This is a genomic window from uncultured Apibacter sp., from assembly GCF_946479295.1.
Taxonomy (GTDB): Bacteria; Bacteroidota; Bacteroidia; order Flavobacteriales; family Weeksellaceae; genus Apibacter.
On record NZ_CAMLFD010000013.1, the window covers coordinates 1 to 20925 of the forward strand.

Annotated in this window: 13 protein-coding genes and 1 CRISPR repeat array; of the genes, 7 read left to right on the forward strand and 6 right to left on the reverse strand. The window is 33.4% G+C overall.

Annotation, left to right across the window (positions count from 1 at the left end):
• Positions 1-1389: 1389 nt before the first annotated feature.
• Positions 1390-1975: direct repeats of the CRISPR family, unit length 47 nt; unit sequence GTTGTGAATTGCTTTCAAATTTTAGTATTTTTGTGATACGTCACAGC.
• A 223-nt stretch (positions 1976-2198) separates the two neighbouring features.
• The 5 genes from thiL (at position 2199) to Q0T35_RS08350 (ending at position 6351) form a co-directional block, all read left to right on the forward strand.
• Positions 2199-3266 (forward strand): thiamine-phosphate kinase, encoded by a 1068-nt coding sequence (gene thiL, locus Q0T35_RS08330; RefSeq protein ID WP_295842503.1) that lies wholly within the window; start codon positions 2199-2201, stop codon positions 3264-3266.
• Between the two features lie 94 nt (positions 3267-3360).
• The gene (locus Q0T35_RS08335) at positions 3361-3918 is read left to right on the forward strand and encodes a 30S ribosomal protein S16 (protein WP_293918542.1); all 558 of its coding nucleotides are present in this window, start codon (positions 3361-3363) and stop codon (positions 3916-3918) included.
• Positions 3919-3927: 9 nt separating this feature from the next.
• Positions 3928-4443 (forward strand): ribosome maturation factor RimM, encoded by a 516-nt coding sequence (rimM, locus tag Q0T35_RS08340; protein WP_293918544.1) that lies wholly within the window; start codon positions 3928-3930, stop codon positions 4441-4443.
• A gap of 112 nt (positions 4444-4555) precedes the next feature.
• Complete coding sequence (locus tag Q0T35_RS08345; RefSeq protein ID WP_295812397.1) at positions 4556-5509, forward strand: acetyl-CoA carboxylase carboxyltransferase subunit alpha; 954 nt, start codon at positions 4556-4558, stop codon at positions 5507-5509.
• A gap of 194 nt (positions 5510-5703) precedes the next feature.
• Entirely contained in the window at positions 5704-6351 is a 648-nt protein-coding gene (locus Q0T35_RS08350; protein ID WP_295842514.1) for an HD domain-containing protein, read from the forward strand.
• 162 nt (positions 6352-6513) lie between these two features.
• Here Q0T35_RS08350 and purB read toward each other — a convergent pair whose 3' ends face one another.
• From purB to Q0T35_RS08380, 6 genes are all read right to left on the reverse strand, one after another.
• Positions 6514-7941: an adenylosuccinate lyase gene (purB, locus tag Q0T35_RS08355; RefSeq protein WP_293918550.1), complete on the reverse strand. Its 1428-nt coding sequence runs from the start codon at positions 7939-7941 to the stop codon at positions 6514-6516.
• A 290-nt stretch (positions 7942-8231) separates the two neighbouring features.
• Entirely contained in the window at positions 8232-9596 is a 1365-nt protein-coding gene (locus Q0T35_RS08360) for a HAMP domain-containing sensor histidine kinase (RefSeq protein WP_293918552.1), read from the reverse strand.
• An 8-nt stretch (positions 9597-9604) separates the two neighbouring features.
• Entirely contained in the window at positions 9605-10288 is a 684-nt protein-coding gene (locus Q0T35_RS08365; RefSeq protein ID WP_295842530.1) for a response regulator transcription factor, read from the reverse strand.
• Positions 10289-10320: 32 nt separating this feature from the next.
• Positions 10321-13419 carry a CusA/CzcA family heavy metal efflux RND transporter gene (locus tag Q0T35_RS08370; RefSeq protein ID WP_293918556.1) on the reverse strand — a complete coding sequence of 1033 codons (3099 nt, stop codon included), beginning with the start codon at positions 13417-13419 and terminating at the stop codon, positions 10321-10323.
• A gap of 6 nt (positions 13420-13425) precedes the next feature.
• Positions 13426-14508, reverse strand: a complete 1083-nt coding sequence (locus Q0T35_RS08375) for an efflux RND transporter periplasmic adaptor subunit (RefSeq protein ID WP_295842532.1) — start codon at positions 14506-14508, stop codon at positions 13426-13428.
• A 5-nt stretch (positions 14509-14513) separates the two neighbouring features.
• Positions 14514-15800, reverse strand: a complete 1287-nt coding sequence (locus tag Q0T35_RS08380) for a TolC family protein (RefSeq protein ID WP_293918559.1) — start codon at positions 15798-15800, stop codon at positions 14514-14516.
• Positions 15801-16409: 609 nt separating this feature from the next.
• Between Q0T35_RS08380 and Q0T35_RS08385 the strand changes: the two genes are divergently transcribed.
• Positions 16410-17708 carry a hypothetical protein gene (locus Q0T35_RS08385; RefSeq protein ID WP_295842534.1) on the forward strand — a complete coding sequence of 433 codons (1299 nt, stop codon included), beginning with the start codon at positions 16410-16412 and terminating at the stop codon, positions 17706-17708.
• A gap of 1535 nt (positions 17709-19243) precedes the next feature.
• A complete protein-coding gene (locus Q0T35_RS08390) occupies positions 19244-20530 on the forward strand; it encodes a hypothetical protein (RefSeq protein WP_295842536.1) in 1287 nt (428 codons plus the stop codon).
• The last annotated feature ends 395 nt before the right edge of the window (positions 20531-20925 follow it).

Genomic DNA, 20925 nt, shown 5'->3' on the forward strand with positions numbered 1-20925 from the left:
GAGAATTCCCATATAAATCATCTTTTATTCCACCATATTTAGCGTAGTAACGAACCTCTTTTTTAGGCGGATTGAGTTGATAAGATGAATTAAGGGCTTCATCAGAATTAGGAGCGTCTTTCATATAAAAATAGTTTTATTGATGCTAAAACATCATAATGAACAAATATAGTAATAATTTAATTATACACATAAACAAAATGACAATTTTTTTTCATACAACATAATATTACAAAATTATTTCCCTTATTATACAATAATTTAAGTTATTTATATGTTTAACTTTATTACATGCAACTAGATTTAAATTGATATTTTGAAATTATAGGAGGTCGCTTATTGCGTATTTTATATGTATTGAATCATTTTCAAATTTTAGTAGTTGTAGTGATACATCATAGCACTTAAGCAACAATTAAAACAAATAGAGTAGTTGTGAATTGCTTTTAGATTCTAGTATTATGTGATATGTCACAGCAGCATTAATTATGTGTAGGATCACATCACTGTTGTGAATTGCTTTCAAATTATTAGTAGTTGTAGTGATACGTCACTGCTAGCATCAATACCCGAAAATGGAATGTAATGTTGTGAATTGCTTTCGAATTATTAATAGTTGTAGTAAAATGCGCCATAGCATAGAAGAAAGAATCAGTATTGTATCTGTAGTTGTGAATTGCTTTCAAATTATTAGTTGTTGTAGTGATACGTCATAGCAATTGGTTTTAATAGCTCTAAAACGCTTGCGTTGTGAATTGCTTTCAAATTTATTAGTAGTTGTAGTGATATGTTACTGCGAAAACAATTAAAATCCAATATCTATCTGCAACTGTTGTGAATTGCTTTCAAATTATTAGTAGTTGTAGTATACGTCACAGTCGCAATTACCATTGTGCATTCCTATACCCCGTTGTGAATTGCTTTCAAATTATTAGTAGTTGTAGTGATACGTCACAGCTAAAAGGATATAAGAAATTAAAGCAAAATTGTTGTGAATTGCTTTCAAATTTATTAGTAGTTGTAGTGATACGTCACTGCGAAAACAATTAAAATCCAATATCTATCTGCAACTGTTGTGAATTGCTTTCAAATTTTAGTATTTTTGTGATACGTCACAGCAGAATGGCGTTCCATTTACGGATAAATAAAGTTGTGAATTGCTTTCAAATTTTAGTATTTTTGTGATACGTCACAGCTAACTAATCCTTTAGTATTAGCCGGAGCAGGTTGTGAATTGCTTTCAAATTTATTAGTAGTTGTAGTGATATGTTACTGCGAAAACAATTAAAATCCAATATCTATCTGCAACTGTTGTGAATTGCCTTCAAATTATTAGTAGTTGTAGTGATACGTCACAGCTACAAAGGATCTAGTACAAATTCGAGGGGTGTTGTGAATTGCTTTCAAATTTTAGTATTTTTGTGATACGTCACAGCTGATCAGAAGTTAAAGCAGTACCGCAAGTAGTTGTGAATTGCTTTCAAATTTTAGTATTTTTGTGATACGTCACAGCTGCAGTAAATATGCCTTTTTAATAGCGTTTGTTGTGAATTGCTTTCAAATTTTAGTATTTTTGTGATACGTCACAGCGCAACGATTTACCAAAATGAATGGGTATGTGTTGTGAATTGCTTTCAAATTTTAGTATTTTTGTGATACGTCACAGCTAGCTGTTTCTATGATTGAAAGCTTAGACCGTTGTGAATTGCTTTCAAATTTTAGTATTTTTGTGATACGTCACAGCGAGTTGAATCGTATGGGCAAAACCGCTATCGTTGTGAATTGCTTTCAAATTTTAGTATTTTTGTGATACGTCACAGCCTTTAAACAACAATGAGATCGTATTAGAAGGTTGTGAATTGCTTTCAAATTTTAGTATTTTTGTGATACGTCACAGCTTGATCAGCACCAATCAGAAGTTGACAGTAGTTGTGAATTGCTTTCAAATTTTAGTATTTTTGTGATACGTCACAGCCTCAAAAATTAATCCATTGTAAATCAATGGATTTTTTAATTTAATAGAAATAAGAAAACATAGCTTTTTATGAATTTTCATTCATAAAAAGCATATTTTTTGCAATCCTAATAATATTTCATAATTAAATATTTTTTTAATCGAAAAACAATCCTTTCTTCATATACATAGAAAAACCGTAAATTCGAAAATCAAATCTCAAATAAAAAAAGATACCTAAAAAATGCTTGATAATAAAAACCCATATAAAACTTCTATTTCAGAGTATGGTGAATTCGGACTTATCGACCATCTGACCAATAATTTTATTCCTAAAAATACTTCTACCCTAAAAGGTGTGGGAGACGATGCCGCTGTATTAGACCCTAAAGACAAAAAGGTATTGGTCTCAACCGATATGTTATTGGAAAATATACATTTTAACTTAGCCTACACTCCTTTAAAACATCTCGGATATAAGGCAGTAGTGATCGGATTAAGTGATTTAGTAGCCATGAACGCAACCCCGGAACAAATACTAGTTTCCATTGCTGTTTCCAATCGTTTTCCGGTAGAAGCTCTGGAAGAAATATATACAGGTATGCATTTGGCGTGTAAACATTATTCTATAGACTTGGTAGGTGGAGATACAGCCTCCTCACATTTAGGATTGGTAATAAATATCACCACCATTGGCTATGCCCATAAAGAGGAAATCATTTACAGAAAAGGGGCCCAACCTAACGATCTTCTCGTAGTTAGCGGTGATTTAGGCGGCGCCTATTTTGGATTGCAGGTTTTGGAACGCGAAAATTCCGTATTTAAGGTTAATCCTAATCTCCAACCCGATTTATCAAGCTATACCTACATTCTGGAAAGACAACTAAAACCCGAAGCACGTACAGAAATCAAATCCCTGCTTAAAGAAATGGATATACATCCTACTTCTATGATTGATATATCTGACGGATTGGCTTCAGAAATCATCCATCTTTCACAACAAAGCAAGGTAGGTTTTTCCATTTATGAAGAAAAAATCCCCATGGACAGCCAAGTGATCACTACAGCAGAAGAATTTGGTATTAATCCTGTAACCGGTGTTTTAAACGGCGGCGAAGATTACGAAATTTTATTTACCATACCTATCGAAGATCATGATAAAATCAAACATAACCCTAATTTCACCATCATTGGGCATGCAACTGAAAATCAAGAAAATGTACTTATAACCAAAGGCAATACCCAACGCATTCCTTTAAACGCACAAGGTTGGGATGCCCATTTCTCGAAAAGCAAACAAGCTCCCGAATAATTTAATTATACACAAAAATTTGCAGTGATACTAAAACTAGTCGTATATTTGCAAACTTAATATTAATGGGGACGGGATCCCGAAACAAAAAAATATGGCAGTAAAAATTAGATTACAAAGACACGGTAAAAAAGGAAAACCGGTTTTCCACATTGTTGTGGCAGATTCACGAGCAAAAAGAGATGGTAAAAACATCGAAAAATTAGGAATTTATGTTCCTACTACCAATCCGGCAACTATCGAACTAAATGTTGACAGAGCCGTTAGCTGGTTAGAAAAAGGAGCTTTACCTACAGACACAGCAAAATCTATCCTTTCATACAAAGGAGCTTTATTGAAAAAGCACCTAAACGGGGGAGTAAAAAAAGGAGCTTTCTCCGCTGAAGAAGCAGAGAAAAAATTCCAAGCTTGGTTGGAAGAAAAAGAAAAAGCCATTCAAGCAAAAAAAGACAAATTAGCATCTTCCAAACAACAAGCGAAGAAAGAAAGGCTTGAAGCGGAAAGAAAAGTAAACGAAAGCCGTATTGCTGCACAACAAAAAGCAGAAGAAGCGGAAGCCAATGATGCCGAAGAAGTAGTAGAAGCTATTATCGCAGAAGATGAAGCAGCTACAGACGCCCAGGCAGAAACAAAAGAAGAACCAAAAGCTTAATATAGATTCATGCGATTAGAAGATTGTTACTATCTAGGCACAATCACTAAACCTCATGGTCTAAAGGGTCATCTGATAGTTAAAATTGACACCGATGAACCTGAAGCTTACCATAATTTGGAATCGGTATTTATTAATATCAATGAAATGCCGGTTCCTTTTTTCCTAAATGAATGTCAACTTTATACTAAAGATTCACTTCGCGTAAAATTTGAAGATTCATCTATCAATTTACAAGACTTAATAGGAACCGAGCTGTATCTTCCTTTAGATACCTTACCTGAATTGAAAGGAAAGCAATTTTATTATCACGAGGTCATAAATTTTTCTTTAGTAGATGAAAATCTGCAAAAGATAGGTGAAATCGTGGAAATAAATGACAACAGCGCACAAGCTCTTTTTGTCATCAAACTAGCGAACAATAAATTTATTTACATTCCCGTTATAAATGATTGGATTATTGAAGTAAATAAAATTGACCAATACATTTCAATGACTTTACCCGAGGGTATTTTGGATTTGTAATTAATTGGAAGATTATTTTTGAAAATACCCTTTTCTAAGTAGTTTCAAAAATGAGATTTGAATTTAATTTATTTAAAAGTTAGTATATTTTTTAGTCACTAATACTCATAAAATGGAATATTTAGATTTTGAATTGCCTATAAAAGAATTGGAAGACCAGCTAAAAAAATGTATCGAGCTAGGTCTTGAAAGCGGCATCGATATAAATTCCGCATGTAAAGAAATCGAAAAAAAAATTGAAAATACCAAACATCAAATATACGATAACCTAACTCCTTGGCAAACCGTACAACTTTCCCGCCATCCGTCTCGCCCCTACTCCTTAGATTATTGTAATGCTATTACGGACAATACCTTTATAGAATTACACGGAGATCGTAATTACGGGGATGATAAAGCCATGATCGGTGGGTTAGGAAGAATAGACGGAAAAACCTTTATGATTATCGGACAACAAAAAGGAAAAAATACCAAAGAAAGACAATATCGTCGCTTCGGTATGCCCAATCCTGACGGTTACCGAAAAGCAATACGCTTGATGAAGGTTGCCGAAAAGTTTAACATTCCTATTTTGACCTTAATCGACACTCCGGGGGCCTATCCGGGATTAGATGCCGAAGAAAGAGGTCAAGGAGAAGCCATCGCCTATAACATCTCTCAGATGTGCCTTATTAAAGTGCCTATTATTTGCGTGGTAATTGGAGAAGGAGCCAGTGGAGGCGCTTTAGGAATTGGAGTAGGAAACAAAGTATACATGATGGAAAATACATGGTATTCTGTGATTTCCCCGGAAAGCTGCTCTTCTATCTTATTCAGAAGCTGGGAATATAAAGAAGTTGCTGCCGAAAATCTTCGCCTAACACCGAAAGATTCTCAAAAATTGGGAATCATCGACGGAATCATTAAAGAACCCTTGGGTGGTGCACATTATAACCCTCAAAAAGCATTTGATTCTCTTAAAAATCAAGTCCTAGAAGCCTATAAAGAATTATCTAAAATGTCTCCAGACCAATTGGTAGAACATAGACAAAATAAATTTATCGATATGGGAGTCTTCAGCGGATAACCAACCCAATATCTATCAAAATAATTTAAAAACGATAATAAGCACCCATAAATAATTTGGGTGCTTTTTTATAGCGGAAAAATTAAGTATTTAGAACTTCTTTGTAAGATTTATCAGGAACAAATGCTAGGAACAAATCGCAAAATCGAAATTTTATGGGATATTAATTTTGCTAAAAAATAGTAAATTTAGCTATGGAATTAGAGAAATCGATACAAATCATTCAAACATATATTAAGAAAAAGCTATTCGAAGATAATAGCGGCCACAACTATTGGCATATGGAAAGAGTTGTGACCAATGCTGAGAAAATATTGCTTTATGAGCCGGCGGATCGTTCGAAGGTTTTATTGGCTGCATGGTTGCATGACATTGGAGATTATAAGCTCCACAATGGAATCGATCGTACTGAAGAAACGGTATATCCCTTATTGTCTTCCTTAGGTTATGAAGACACTTATATAAAATCAATTCTAAAGATTATACAAGAAGTTTCTTACAAGGGCGGACACAACACCCCACCATCCACTATAGAGGCTAAAATCGTTCAGGATGCCGACCGATTAGACGCTATCGGTGCGATAGGAATAGCCCGGGCTTTTGCTTATGGAGGCAGTAAAGGCCGTGCATTGTTTAATCCGGAAGAAAAGCCTATGGAGTATACAGAAAGCAGTTCCTATCAAAAAAATACATCCTGTACGATCAATCATTTTTACGAGAAGCTATTGAAGTTGAAAGATTTGATGAATACAGATATTGCCAAAGAAATGGCAAGAGAGAGACATCGTTTTATGGAGAAATTCTTAAAAGAATTTTATAAAGAAACAGGTACGGAAACTTAAAATTATGATAGATGTTGTTTTTCACCACTGAAAACCACTAGGCAACCTGATATTTTTATTTTGCTTAAGACTAAGCAAATCGAATGGAAATATTTAGTTTAGTTTAGTTTAAATTATTTATTTAAATCACAGCTGCCTTAGTGGTCGTTCAGTATATAAATTTTACACTTTTAAATCGGAATTTATCCCTAAAAGATGTTGGTATTTTACTAATATCGGGTTGACTTCCTCATCTAAAAATTCTTCTGTTTGCTCAGGTGCAAAACCAATGAAATTAGATGGATTTACAATCCGCATCAATTTTTCTTTATCAATATTTATTTTTTCATCAGTTAAGATTCTATCAAGTAAATCATTGGGCTTTCCTTCTGTTTTAACCGTTTTTGCTGCTTCCATGGAATGCTTACGGATTATTTCATGAAGCTCTTGACGGTCTCCTCCATTTTTTACTCCTTCCATAATTATATATTCGGTAGCCATAAACGGAAGCTCTTCATTAATATGTTTTTCAATCATTTTAGGATATACAACCAAGCCGTCTAAAATATTATTCCAAATAATCAATAGGGCATCTGTTGCTAAAAATGCTTGCGGAATGCTCAATCTTTTATTAGCCGAATCGTCTAGCGTTCGTTCAAACCATTGCGTAGCGGCCACCATCGCGGGTGAAGTTGCTAAGGAAATAACGAATTTAGCTAGGGAAGAAATCCTTTCGGAACGCATCGGATTGCGTTTATAAGCCATAGCACTGGAACCGATCTGGTTCTTTTCAAAAGGTTCTTCTATTTCTTTTAAACTTTGCAGCAAACGTAAATCATTGGTAAATTTATGTGCCGACTGGGCTATATTGGAAAGCACTTCCAACACTTGGGCATCTATTTTACGGTCATAGGTCTGCCCGCTTACTTTAAAAACTTTTTTAAATCCGAATTTTTCGGACAATTTCCTATCCAGCTCTTTAACTTTTGAAAAATCTCCGTCAAATAATTCTTTAAAGCTGGCAGCTGTACCCGTCGTTCCTTTAACACCTCTGAAACGCAAGGTTTGTAGGCGAAATTCCAAGTCTTCCAAATCTAACAATACAGACTGCAACCAAAGAGTGGCCCGTTTTCCAATGGTTGTTAATTGTGCCGGTTGAAAATGTGTAAATCCTAAGGTCGGATGGTCTTTATATGTAAGGGCAAATGAATGCAATCCTTTAATTACATTTACCAATTTTATCTTTATTAGCTCAAAACCATCGCGTATTTGAATAAGATCCGTATTATCCCCTACAAAGGCAGAAGTAGCTCCTAAGTGAATGATAGGACGGGCAGCCGGTGCTGCATCTCCATAAGCATGTACATGCGCCATCACATCATGACGAAATTTCTTTTCGTATTCATTGGCCTTTGCATAGTCAATGTGGTTCACTTGATCTTTAAGCTCTTTAATTTGCTCATCCGAGATATCCAAGCCTAATTCTTTTTGTATTTCTGCCAAAGCAAGCCACAGTTTCCTCCAGGTAGTAAATTTTTTTTCCGGCGAAAAATTATATAACATTTCATCACTACAATATCGGCTTTCTAATGGGTTTTGATACTTATTCATGATATAGTTTCTTCGTTTCATTCAAAAATTCACTTCAAAAGTAAGGATTTAAATTAAGATGAACCTCGCAAAATATAAATTTAAAATGGAAGACCCATCATAAGAATATATCCTTCTCTCCTACTTCACTTCTATTGTAACAAATTTCAAACCTATACGGAAGGGTTTCCGTTATAATTTGGAACGGCGAATTAATTACAGTTCCACCTTGCTTACTAAATTAACGGTTACCCGAAGAATGCTTACTTTTTGACTTAACAATTAACAGTTTGAACTAATACGATTGTGAATTATTCTCTATTTACTCCATTAAATATCAAGGTTATTTGAGTTCCTTGATTTTCTTCGGATTTAATTGTATAGTGTATATTGTTTTTTTCTAATATGCGTAATGCTATGGACAATCCTATTCCCATCCCTGAAACTTTGCCGGTATTATCTGCTCGATAAAAAGGACGACTTATTTCATCTAACTGCCTTTCCGGAATTCCGATTCCGTGATCTTGTATCAACAAATGCAATCGTTGGTCTCTTTTGTAGAGCTTAATGTGTACTAATTTTCTTTGGGAAAATTTAACCGCATTTTCGATTAAGTTAAACAATGCTATAAATAACTGTGTTTTATCAATGTTTATGAAAAGAAGTTCTACATGCTCGGTGGTTATATCTAAGGTATAATCTATAAGATCGCTACAATCGGGGTATTTATCGGAAACACGTTTTATAATTTCAAAAATAAGTTCGTCTATGCGTATTTGTTCTGAAATATCCGTATTCTTACGCAAATCAGATACGATGAGTAAAATATCTAGTATTTCTTGTAGCTGATGTATTTCTTCCATCAGTGTTTGTGTGAGCTTATGGTATTCTTCGGGGGTACGATTTTTCATGGAAAATACCTCCAAATTTCCTTGTATGGCAGCCAATGGTGTTTTAAACTCATGAGAAACATAGCTGACAAAATTTTGTTGTATTTTGATTGAATCGGATATTTTTCTGAGCAGTTTGTTAAAGGTATCGGTAAGGTCATGCAATTCGTCTTTAACATATTTACCGCTTGTTTTTAATTCCATGTTTTCTCCGGGAGACATACTCTTTACCTGATTTATAGCTTCCCGTATCGGTCGATAGGCTATGTGGGCAATCCATCGATTTAATAAAACGGTAACTAATAATCCTAAGATGAAGGCGGAGACCAAAATTCCAATTAGGGGATTAATGTATTGATACACATCATGTTTATTCTCTTTAACGATGATAACAAAATTTCCTTCGTTATCATTATAATACATCCCGTAGCATAAAAAATTTGGGGTGGAAAAGGTGAGTCTTTTTTTGGATCGTATTTCATCGATTAGACTTTCAGATATATCGCGAACGGTTCCGTATTTTAGTTGGTTCTGATCGTCATAAATTTCAAAATACGGATTATTAATTTTTTCGTATTGCTTTTTTATTTTCTGAAATTCATTAACACTTATTTCGTCTTCTTCAAAAAAATAATATCCGATAATTTGAGCAGTTTTTTCCAGATTCCTGTATACGGAATTTTCAATGCTTCTTTTGTAAAATCCGAAAATAAGGAGAGCAACCACGATAAAAACGATTCCCCAAAAACCGGAACTGAGTAGGCTTAGTCGTGTTTGTATTTTCATTGATGATTTTATAAAGATTTAATACGGTATCCTCTTCCTTTAATGGTCTCTATGATTTTATCTTTTTCGTCATCTCCGTCAATTTTATTTCGCAAATAGGAAATATACACATCTACTATATTTGTGTTTATATCATGGTTAATTCCCCAAACGCTGGTGAGAATTTGAGTGCGAGTGACTACTTTATTTTTGTTTTCCATCAGGAATTTGAGCAATTTGAATTCGAGAATGGTAAGGATGATCTCTTTGTCTCCTTTTAAAATTTTATGCTCATCCAAATACATTTTTAAATCTCCACATACCAGAATGTCCTTAGATAAATCATAATTTATTTTACGTCTTCTGTCCAAGGCATAGATTCGTGCTACTAATTCTTTAAAATGGAAAGGCTTGGTTAGATAATCATCGGCTCCATAACTTAATGCTTTAACTTTATCATCGGGATCTCCCAATGCGCTAATCACTAAAACAGGAGTAGTTATTTTTTTATATCGAATATATTGTAACAATTCCATTCCGTCAATATCTGGCAACATAATATCCAACAAGATAATATTCCAACCGGGTTCGTGTAAACGTCTTCTGGCATCAACTCCATTTTCTACCAATGTTACCGAAAAGCCGCTTTCTTCCAGCCCTTTGACCATAAACTCACTGATCTTCTTATTATCTTCAATCAATAACAACTCCATATTTTAATTTTTTGCTTCTTAAAGTTACTATTTTATGATTTAATTCTTCGCTTCTTTCTGTAAGCAAAGTAAAAAATTTGTGGTAAAATAGTAAAAGATAAAAGCATACATATTATAATACCTCCAACAATCATAATTGCCAATGGCTTTTGTACTTCTGAACCCATTCCATTGGACATGGCTGCAGGTAGCAATCCCATGGAACCCATAAGGGCAATCATCAATACGGGACGTATTCTGCTTTTTACGGCACTGTCTATAGCCAGTCTTAAATTTCCCGTCGTATTCATCTTTTTCTTCATTAGGGCTATTAGCAAAATACTGTCAATGGCAGTAATTCCAAATAATATAATAAAGCCTATCCCTGCTGAAATACCAAAAATAGTACCGGTCAGCCAAAGGGAAATAAATCCTCCGATAAAAGCATAAGGCATTGCACTGGCAGCAATCAAAGTATCTTTGATGGTTCTGAAATTCATATAAAGCAAGAATAATATCAATATTAATGCGCAAGGAACTATAATCATCAATCGTTGAGTCGCTCTTTGTTGGCTTTCAAACTCTCCTGCCCAAACCATACGATTACCACGACCTAACTTAACTACTTGATTTACTTTTTCTTGTGCTTCTTTGATCGTAGATCCTAAATCACGATCGCGAACACTAAATCCAACTCCTATATATCTGCTGCTTCCATCTCTGTAAATAAAGGTGGGACCGGTTACAAATTTTATATCAGCAATTTCTTTTAAAGGCACATGTTTTCCGTCCATCGTCGGAATTAAAATTTCTCCGATCTTGTCTTCGTTATCTCTGTATTCCTTTTGAAATCTAACTCTTACATCAAATATTTTTTCTCCTTCGTAAAATTGGGTTGCTGCTTTTCCTCCGATAGCCATTTCTACCACTGCCTGAGCGTCAGCCATTGAAACTGCATAACGTGCCATGCGATCTTCAGACAATCGTATTTGCAATTCGGGTAATCCGATGCTCCTAAATACGTTTACGTCTTCTACTCCTTTCACTTTTTCAATGACGGAGGCCGCCTTATCTGCAATTTGTTCTAGATTTTGGAGGTCATCTCCATATATTTTAATTACGAGTGAACTTTTTACTCCCGCTACGTATTCTTCTACATTATCTTGAATCGGCTGACTAAATCCGAAAACCGTACCGGGATAAATATCTAAGGAATCTTTCATCTCTCGGATTAGTTCCTCTTTCTTTATTTTCTTTTTCCATTGATTTTCAGGCTTTAGTTGTGCATGGAATTCTATATTAAAAAATCCGGTAGGGTCTGTACCGTCATTGGGACGTCCTGTTTGCGATAATACAAATTGTACTTCATCGAAGCTTCTCAACTTCTTCTTCATCTGTTTAGTAATTTTCACAGATTCGTCAAGATTAATGCTGTTGGGCAGAGTTGCTCGTATGTAAATAGCGCCTTCATTCATGCTTGGGATAAATTCTGTCCCCCAAAAGCTAAATCGGATAACACATAAGAGGAGTAGTATGCAAAATGCAATAATGCTTCCTTTGCGGTGACGAGAGGCAAATTCATAAATTTTATATAGTCCTGAAGAGAAGGTCTTACTAATCAGATTCGTTTTTTCTTTAACCGGTTTTGTAAGTAATACCTTACACATTACCGGTACGTAGGTCAAAGATAAAATTAGCGAGCCTAATAAGGCATATCCTAATGTGAAGGCTAAGGGTGAAAACATCTTTCCTTCCACTTTCTGAAATGAAAAGATTGGAAACAAGGCAACTACTAAAATCACTTGTGCAAAGAATATGTGAGAAGCAACTCCCCCGGCGCTTTTTTTAATGAGACCACCTTTCGAAGTTTTTATGAAACGCTCTCCTCCCAGCTCTTCTGTCCGTTTTACCATCGAGACAAATATAATTTCCACGATAACCAAGGTACCTTCTAATAACAATCCGAAATCGAGTGCTCCCATAGAGATAAGATTGGCCGGTAGCCCCTGTATGCGAAGCATAATAATGGCAAATAAAAAAGATAACGGAATTACAGTTGCTACAATTACTGTTGTTCTCCAATTGAATAAGAAAATAAATACAACTATGGATACCAACGTTATTCCTTCAATTAAGTTTTTCATAACGGTATGTACCGTTGCATCGACTAAGGTGGTACGATCCAAAAAAGGTTCTATTTTTACATTTTCGGGTAAAATTCGATCATTTAAATCTGCAATTTTTACTTTCAAATTTTTGATAACATCTCCGGGATTCTGTCCTCTTAGCATCACTACGATTCCCTGAACCACATCGTCTCGATCATCAAAACCTACTTGTCCTAATCGTGGTTTTGACGAAACAGAAACTGTTGCCACTTGCTTTACTCGTATCGGAGTGCTTCCTTTTACCTCAATCAATATATTTTCAATATCCTTAATGTTATCTAATAATCCAACGCCTCGCACCACGTAAGCCTGGCTCCCTTTCTGGATAACATCTCCTCCCACATTTATATTGCTCTTGGAAATTGCTTCATAGACTTCTAAAGGAGAAAGTCCGTAATTTGACAATTCTGTAGGATTAACTTTTATTTCATAGCATTTTTCTTCTCCTCCAAAACTTACAATACTGGCAACCCCAGGAACTGATAATAGCTCTCGTTCTACGACCCATTCATTGAGTGCGGAAACTTCACGAACCGGCAAATCGCTTTTAAGGGTATATCGGTAGATTTCCCCGGTAGCGCCGGAAGGCGGTTCTATAGAAGGATCTGCGCCTTCGGGTAGGTTCAGGTCCTGCATACGGTTTGAGGCATATTGTTGGGCAAAAAAATCGTCTACTCCATCCTCAAAAATAACAGTAACCACCGATAAGCCGAAAAGTGAGGTAGATCGTACATCGGTCTTTTTAGGAATGGTATTCATTTCCCTCATTATGGGAAGCGTTACGAACTTTTCAATTTCTTCGGCACTTCTTCCGGGCCATTGAGTTATGATTCTTACCCTTGTGTTGGTAACATCGGGATATGCTTCAATAGGTGTGTTTATGTAGCATACTATTCCCGCTATAAAAAGTATTACACTAAGAAATAGTATCAATAGGTGATTCCTTAATGAAAAAGCTATACATTTTTCAACAAACTTATGCATGTTTTGTTATTTGTTTTTTAATCCTGAATAAATGAGTAATTGATTTTTTACCACCACATTTTCTCCTTCGGAAAGCCCAGATAATATATAGGCCGTTTCTTCATTGTGACCTTGAAGCTGCACTTCTTTTACTTTGAAATTTTCTTTGGATTCTTCTACTATAACGTAGTATTTATCATCATCGAAAATAAGAGCGCTTATTGGTATGGAAACTTTCATATTTTCGGTATTGTTTTTTAGCTTTATAGTCATGGACATTTCGGGCTTAAATTTTAAATCTGAATTTTCCATGATAATTCGAGCTTTCAATACTTTTTCTTCGGTATCGAAAACTTGGGATACGGATTGTATGGTTCCCTGAAACACTTCTCCCGGATAAGACAAAGAGGTCATTTCTACCGGCATTCCTACTTTCACAAATTGTAAATTACTTGCATATACATTGGCGATTACCCATACTTTACTAAGGTCTGCAACTGTAAATATTGGCTCTGCGTCGGGGGAAATAGTGCTTCCTGAGGTAATATTTTTGCTGATTATATATCCGCTCATCGGAGAAAGGATTGAAGAAGCTCCACTACTGTTAGAGCCTATAACGGACATATCTGTGTGAACTCTTCTTAAGGCCGCTTCCGCTTGTTTTACTTTTCCTCTTGCTTCTACTAATTCGCTTTCTGACAACATATTGTCTTTATACATGGATTCAGCGCTTTTCAATTCTCTTCTTGCAACTTCCAACTCAGATTGCAAACTAGATTTTTCGGAATGTAATGAGTTAACTTCCAAACTTTTGACATTTGCCAAAACTTGTCCGCGTTTTACCTGATCTCCCAATGAAAAATATGTTTTTGTTACTACTCCATTTATCAGGGGTACATAGTTTACAATCTTATCCGGATCGTATTCTACTTTTCCTGTAAGCGTAAGCTCCTCTTCTTGTGGCTTTAATTCTGCTTTTATCGTCTTTACATGCTTTAAGAAAGACTGATTTATTGCCGGATCGTCCTGAACTTTTGTGTCTTTATCTTTGACACCGGTGCAGGATAACGCAAGTGCCAGACTTGAAAGTAGGTAAATATTTTTTTTCATGGGGTTTATCTTATTTCTTTTCCAACGGTATATTGTAATTCTTCAAATTGTGTATATAGATTTTTGCGTGTATTTAGTAGGGTTTCTTTATTGGTTTTATATGCTTCAATGAAGTCTATAAATTCGAGCATACTTATATTTCTGCTCATTAGATTTCTGGTATAGGCATCAAGCATTGAGTCTAAATCATCGGAGATATTTTCTTTTTGAATATCTTTAAATAAATGATAGGTTGCGGAATAGTTATTATAGGCTTCCGAAATTTCTTGCTGTGCTGTATTTACTACTTGTTGGGCTTGATATTTACTTTGTTCTTTGTTTACCTGGGCTATTTTTATATTTCCTTGATTTCTGTTTAGAAAAGGAAGATCAAAGCTTACTCCAAACCCTATAAAATCTTTCCAGGGTGCGCTGATGCGGTCATAGTTTACAGCAAAGGTAAGATCCGGTACTTTTTGTGATTTTTCGTATATGAGATCTTTGTCAAAGTAATCGATCTGCAAATTAGCTATTTTTATATCGGGTCTGCTTTCTGATGCTTCTTCTAAAATTTTTGGTAATAATATATCATCCGGATTTTTAACTTCGTTGTTTTCCTCTATTATTTCAACTGTATTAACGGGTGGAATATTCAACAAACTTTTTATAATTTTCTGTTGTTCATTGAAATTGTTTTTTACTTCATAGATTTCTCCATTTAGTTCGAGTTGTGATGACTGGAGGCGTATAAGGTCTTTTTTGGCTATATTCCCTTGAGCTACTTGATTTTTATAGGCAGCAACCAGCCTTGAAAGGGCCTCTTGCTGATGACTGAGTATTTTTTGATAAGACTGTAAATATAGGATCTCTTGGAGTGATTTTCTAACTTCTAGTTTTAAGCCTCGTAGGGTTTCTTCAAATTCCTGCACAGCTATTTCTTTTGAAACCTTTTCCCTATTTATCAATTTACCTCTTTTTCTTGCCGTTTTTACCAGTTGGCTGAGCTCCATGGTAAATTCTGTATTTTTAGCAAATTTTCCGAAAAGTGCCGGAATTTGCTCTTGTTCTCGCTGGGATTTAGTGCTCCATAAATTTACATCGCCTAAGGAAAAGTTAGGATTATCCCATAATTTTGCCTGTACAATGGATGCCTCGGCTGCATCGATGTTCATTTTTTCGGCTAATAATTGTAAATTTTGCCTAAGAAACAAGGCTTCTGCCTGCGATTGGGTCAAACGTATAACTTCTGCTGTTTGTGCAAATGTTATGCTTGTTATAAAAATGCAGACGAATAATAAACCGTATTTACGCATTATAAGAGTGTTATTTTTGTCTTCAAAACAAAATTATTTCTTATATATTAAAGGACGATTTGACCCAGGTTATATTTACGTTAATGCAAGATTAGAAATAGATTAGAAAAAAAATGAATTTATAAATTAAGTACTCCGAATTATCTTAGATTTTAAATATTCAATGTTGTACTTTATAAAAAAACAATAATTATAAATTGTAATTAAATTTCAAAAAAATTGACTCTCTACCTTAATTCTATAATAATTTTTAATTATTTTTTTTATACAAGAGCCTATAAGTTTTTTTAATTTATCTATAAAATAGATAAGTCTCATTCATAAAGAATTTACTAAAATTCTTCATTTAAATCTTAAATATATTGTTTTAATAAAATAAAAAAAATTTAACATTTATAAAAAAAAATCACATAATTTATAAATATATTAATTTATTTTCAAAATAAATAATTAAATTTGAAATAATTATTATTATAATTCAATTAACACTAATATTATTATATGCATAATTTTATTTAAACACTTAAAAACTAAAATAAAAACCTTAAAATTATTTATATCATTAAAACACTTTTACATTAATAATCTTTTAATAAATAATCTCAATGTATGAAAACTAAATTTATTTTTTTAGGAATGCTATTAATTCCTTTATCCGTATATAGCCAAGTCGGTGTAAATACAGATAACCCCAAAGCTATCTTCCATGTAGATGGAGCCAAGGATAATCCGAAAGTGGGTGACCCTACTCCTGCTCAGCAAACCAATGATTTTGTAATTACTAATAATGGAAGTGTAGGTATAGGAACCAATACCCCAGATTCTTCTTCAATTTTTGAAATAAATGTTGACAATTTAAAATCCGGAAGTAAAAAAGGTTTGTTAGGCCCTCGTGTTTCCTTAACATCATTTACTGATAGCACAACTATTCCTAAACCGGCTAAGGGCTTATTAGTTTATAATTTGGGAGATAATCCTAACTTCCCATATAATGGATATATATATTGGCAAGGTTCTCAATGGAAATCATTAGAAGGACGTACCCTTTCTCCAGCATCTATAGATAAGTTTATTTGTAACTCTGTTACTTTAAATCCTAAATTATACAAATCGGGAACAGCTTTTACAGGGACTATGACAGTACCTTATACAGGAGGGAACGGAGGCATCTATAACGACCAGACTCTTGGTCCAGTTAACGGTTTAACAGCTACTCTCGAGAGTGGGCAATTAAATATTGGGAGTGGTGCTTTACGTTATTTAATCAAAGGAACACCAACGGTTACGAGTCCAGTTGTTACCAACTTTAAAATATCAATGGGTAATCAAGGATGTGATGCAAATATTGGATCAGGAGAAGGTCTCGCTGTAGGTGAAAAAATTTATTATTCTACTAATAGATTAAAAGCATCAATTGGAGAATCTGGTGGAAGCGCTAATAATTACAATCCTATATATTTTTTAAGTTATTATGATAATAAATTGCCTGTTATAGGAAATAAATTAAGAGTGGATGCATATCTATTTAGCCCTGCAAATGTAAGTGCAGGTAATACTACTTACAATCCTAGACTAGTAAATATAACAGATAAACCATTAAAATTTTGGTTTGCAGCTCGAGCAAGTGCTACTTTTAAATCTGCTGGAAATTTAGTCTTGGCGCCAAAGGCTTGGGCTAATCTTGATGACGGTATATGGGCTAACCTTGGAAGAAACATGTACAGACAGAATGGAGGTGTAATTAATTTTTCACCGGACTTCACAGATACAGAAGGGCTGACAGTAGACGTTGAATTGGATGAAAAATGGTATCGAATATCTTATTTTGCATTTGTAGACAATAATGATACCGACACATTGGATGATGACTTTTGGAGGATTAATATATATGTTGAAAGACTACAATAGTTAATAATCATTATTGTGAACAGAGGAATTTATATTTTCTTGATTTTCGTAAAAAAAGATCAATAAAACTTACTCCAAATCCCATAAGATTTTCTTATAGAACTTTAAATTTGTTTAAAACTTACGGAAATCTAAGACCCGATAATTTTTGTGATTTTTTGGTAAATATAGTTTTTATAAAAATTATCGATTTGCCAATTAGTAATATTAATATCGGGTCTTCTTTCTAAAGCCTTTTTCAAAATTTTTAGTAATAGTATATTTCTAATTTCATTAGTCTCTTCCATCATTTCAACTCTACTTACAGCTGGAATTTTTAATAAAATTTTTATACCATTCTTATTATTTATTAATTTTTTTACTTCATATTTTTTTCATTTAGTTCAATTTGCAATCACCTAATTGCATATAAGGCTTTTTTCAGCTATATTTTTATGAGCTAAAACCAGCTTTGAAATTCTTTTATACTGATAATTGTGTATTTTTTAATAAGACCGGATATATAATTTCTTGCAATGATCTTTTGCTTCGTAAGATTTCTTCAAATTCCTGTATCGTTATTTCTTTAAAAAATTTATTTTCTATCTATTACCTATTTTTCTTGTCTTTTTACCGATTGACTGAGCTCCATAGTAAACTCTGTGTTTTTAGCACATTTTCAAAAGAGTACCCGAATTTACTTTTGTCCTCTCTAGGGTTGTGTACTCCATATATTTCCATGGCCCAGGAAAAGATGGAATTATTCCATAATTAGGCTTACACAAATGATGCTCCGGCTACATCGATATTCATTTTTTCGGCTAATAATTGTAAATTTCATCTAAGAAACGAAGGTTATACTTTCAATTGAGATAAACATACAACTTCTGCTATTTGTGCAAACGTTATGTTTATTATGAAAATAAAAACGAATAATAAACCGTATTTACGTATTAAAAGAGTGGTATTTTTATCTTAAAACGAAATTATTGCTTATATATTAAAGGACGATTTGAGCTAGGTTATATTTATATTAGTTAATGCAAAAATAGAAATAGATTATAAGAAAACTGAATTTACAAATTAAGTACTTCAAATTATCTTAGCTTTTAAATATTCATTATTACACTTTATAAAAAATATAATTATAAATTGTAATTTAAATTTCAAAAGAAATGACTTTCTCACTTAATCTTATAATGCTTTAAAATTATAAGTGTAAATAAACCCTTTCTTTTTCAATTAATTTATAGAAAATTGGTGAGTCACATTCGTAAAGGATTTACTAGAATTCTCTATCAAAATACCAAATATAAACAACTCAATAAAATAAAAAAAATGAACATTTATTGAAAAAAAATTACATAATCAATAAATATATTACCTTATTTTTAAAAATAAATAGTTAAATTTGTATTAAATACTATTAAAACAATTTTAACACTAAAATATGTAAAATTTAATCTTAACACTTAAAAACTATTTAAAACCTTAATATTATTTATCTCGTTGAAAATTTCAACACTAGACAATCTTTTAATAAATAAGTTCAATGTATGAAAGCTAAATTTATTTTTTTAGGAATGCTATTAATTCCTTTATCCGTATATAGCCAAGTTGGCGTAAATACAGATAACCCCAAAGCTATCTTCCATGTAGATGGAGCTAAGGATAATCCAAATGCAACTGACCCCACTCCTGCCCAACAAGCTAATGATTTTGTTATTACTAGCAGTGGAAGTGTAGGTATAGGAACCAATACCCCCGATCCTTCTTCAATGTTTGAAATAAATGTTGACAATTTAAATTCCGATAATAAAAAAGGGTTTTTAGGCCCTCGTGTTTCCTTAACGTCATTTACTGATGACAAAACTGTTCCTAACCCGACCAAGGGTTTATTGGTCTATAATACCGGAGAAAATACTAACTTCCCTTATAGCGGATATGCTGTATGGGTAGGAGATCAATGGGAAACGTTAGATGCTCGCCCGCTTATTCCCGGTAAGGTAGAAGATATTTCTTGTAATTCCGTTTATATTACCCCAAGTACATTTACACCAGGTACTGCTTATGAGGGTATAATGACAGTACCTTATACGCGAGGAAACCAAGGTGTATATGGAGCTCAAAAAATTGGACCATTTAATGGGTTTACGGCAACTCTTAAACCAGGACATTTCGAAAAAGGAGATGGTGAAGTATATTATTCTTTTAAGGGTACGGCAATAACACAATCCGCTACTTATGTTACTTTTAAATTAGGTGGTGTTAATTGTAGTACAACTGTCGGTTCAGGAAGTGATGTAGGTGTTGGTCAGTATAAATCTTACGTTACCAAAAATATAAACCCAAGTATAGTGGCAGTTAAGGACTCTGCCAAAGGTTATAAAGTAAGTAATTATTTAAGTAACTTTGATAGTACTTTACCCATTTTAGATGGTAAATTAAGAGTGGATATATATATGACGGACAATGCAAATAATGAGTCTAGAACAATTACTTTTAATCCTCGTGTTATAAATATTACGCTAAACCCAGTTAAAATTTGGTACTCCTCTACAGCTTCTAATACAAATCTTTCAGGCGCAAATGTAATATTAGCACCCGGCGGCTTTGCATCATTTAGTGAAGGCTTATATGCAAATAAAGGATCTAATCAACCGTCTCCCATATATAACTTCGATGGTGTAGTTGGTGATCAAGAAAATATAATGGTAGATCTTGTTATCAATGAAAAATGGTATAAGCTTACTTTTTTTTCGGTAGTTGACTATAAAGACACGCCTTATGATGATTCCGATAATACCAGGAAATTTTATATCACAATTCACAGAGTATATTAATAAACTATAACAATAGGCATAGATTTACATTTGATTGTCTGATCAATCAAGTTGTAAGGTTTTAGTATAGTGTAGTATAATTTTAAAGCAAAAAGGATTCTTTTTTTATATTAACTAAAAAGGAATCCTTTTTTATATTAATTAGTGTATGGAAAGCAATTTTTCCTTTACAAACTTCTTAAATTCTTAATTTAATAACATATTCTTCAGGCTTATAAATATTTATACCTAAGCAATTTAAAATTAAAGTTTGAATTTGCCTATTGTATATTCATTTTTTAACTTATCTTATAATAATTTTAAATGATTTCTTTACTTTATTAGAAATTATAACCTTTCTTTTTTTATTTCCTCTTTAAAATACGAAAGCCATATCTGTAAAGGATTTATTAAAT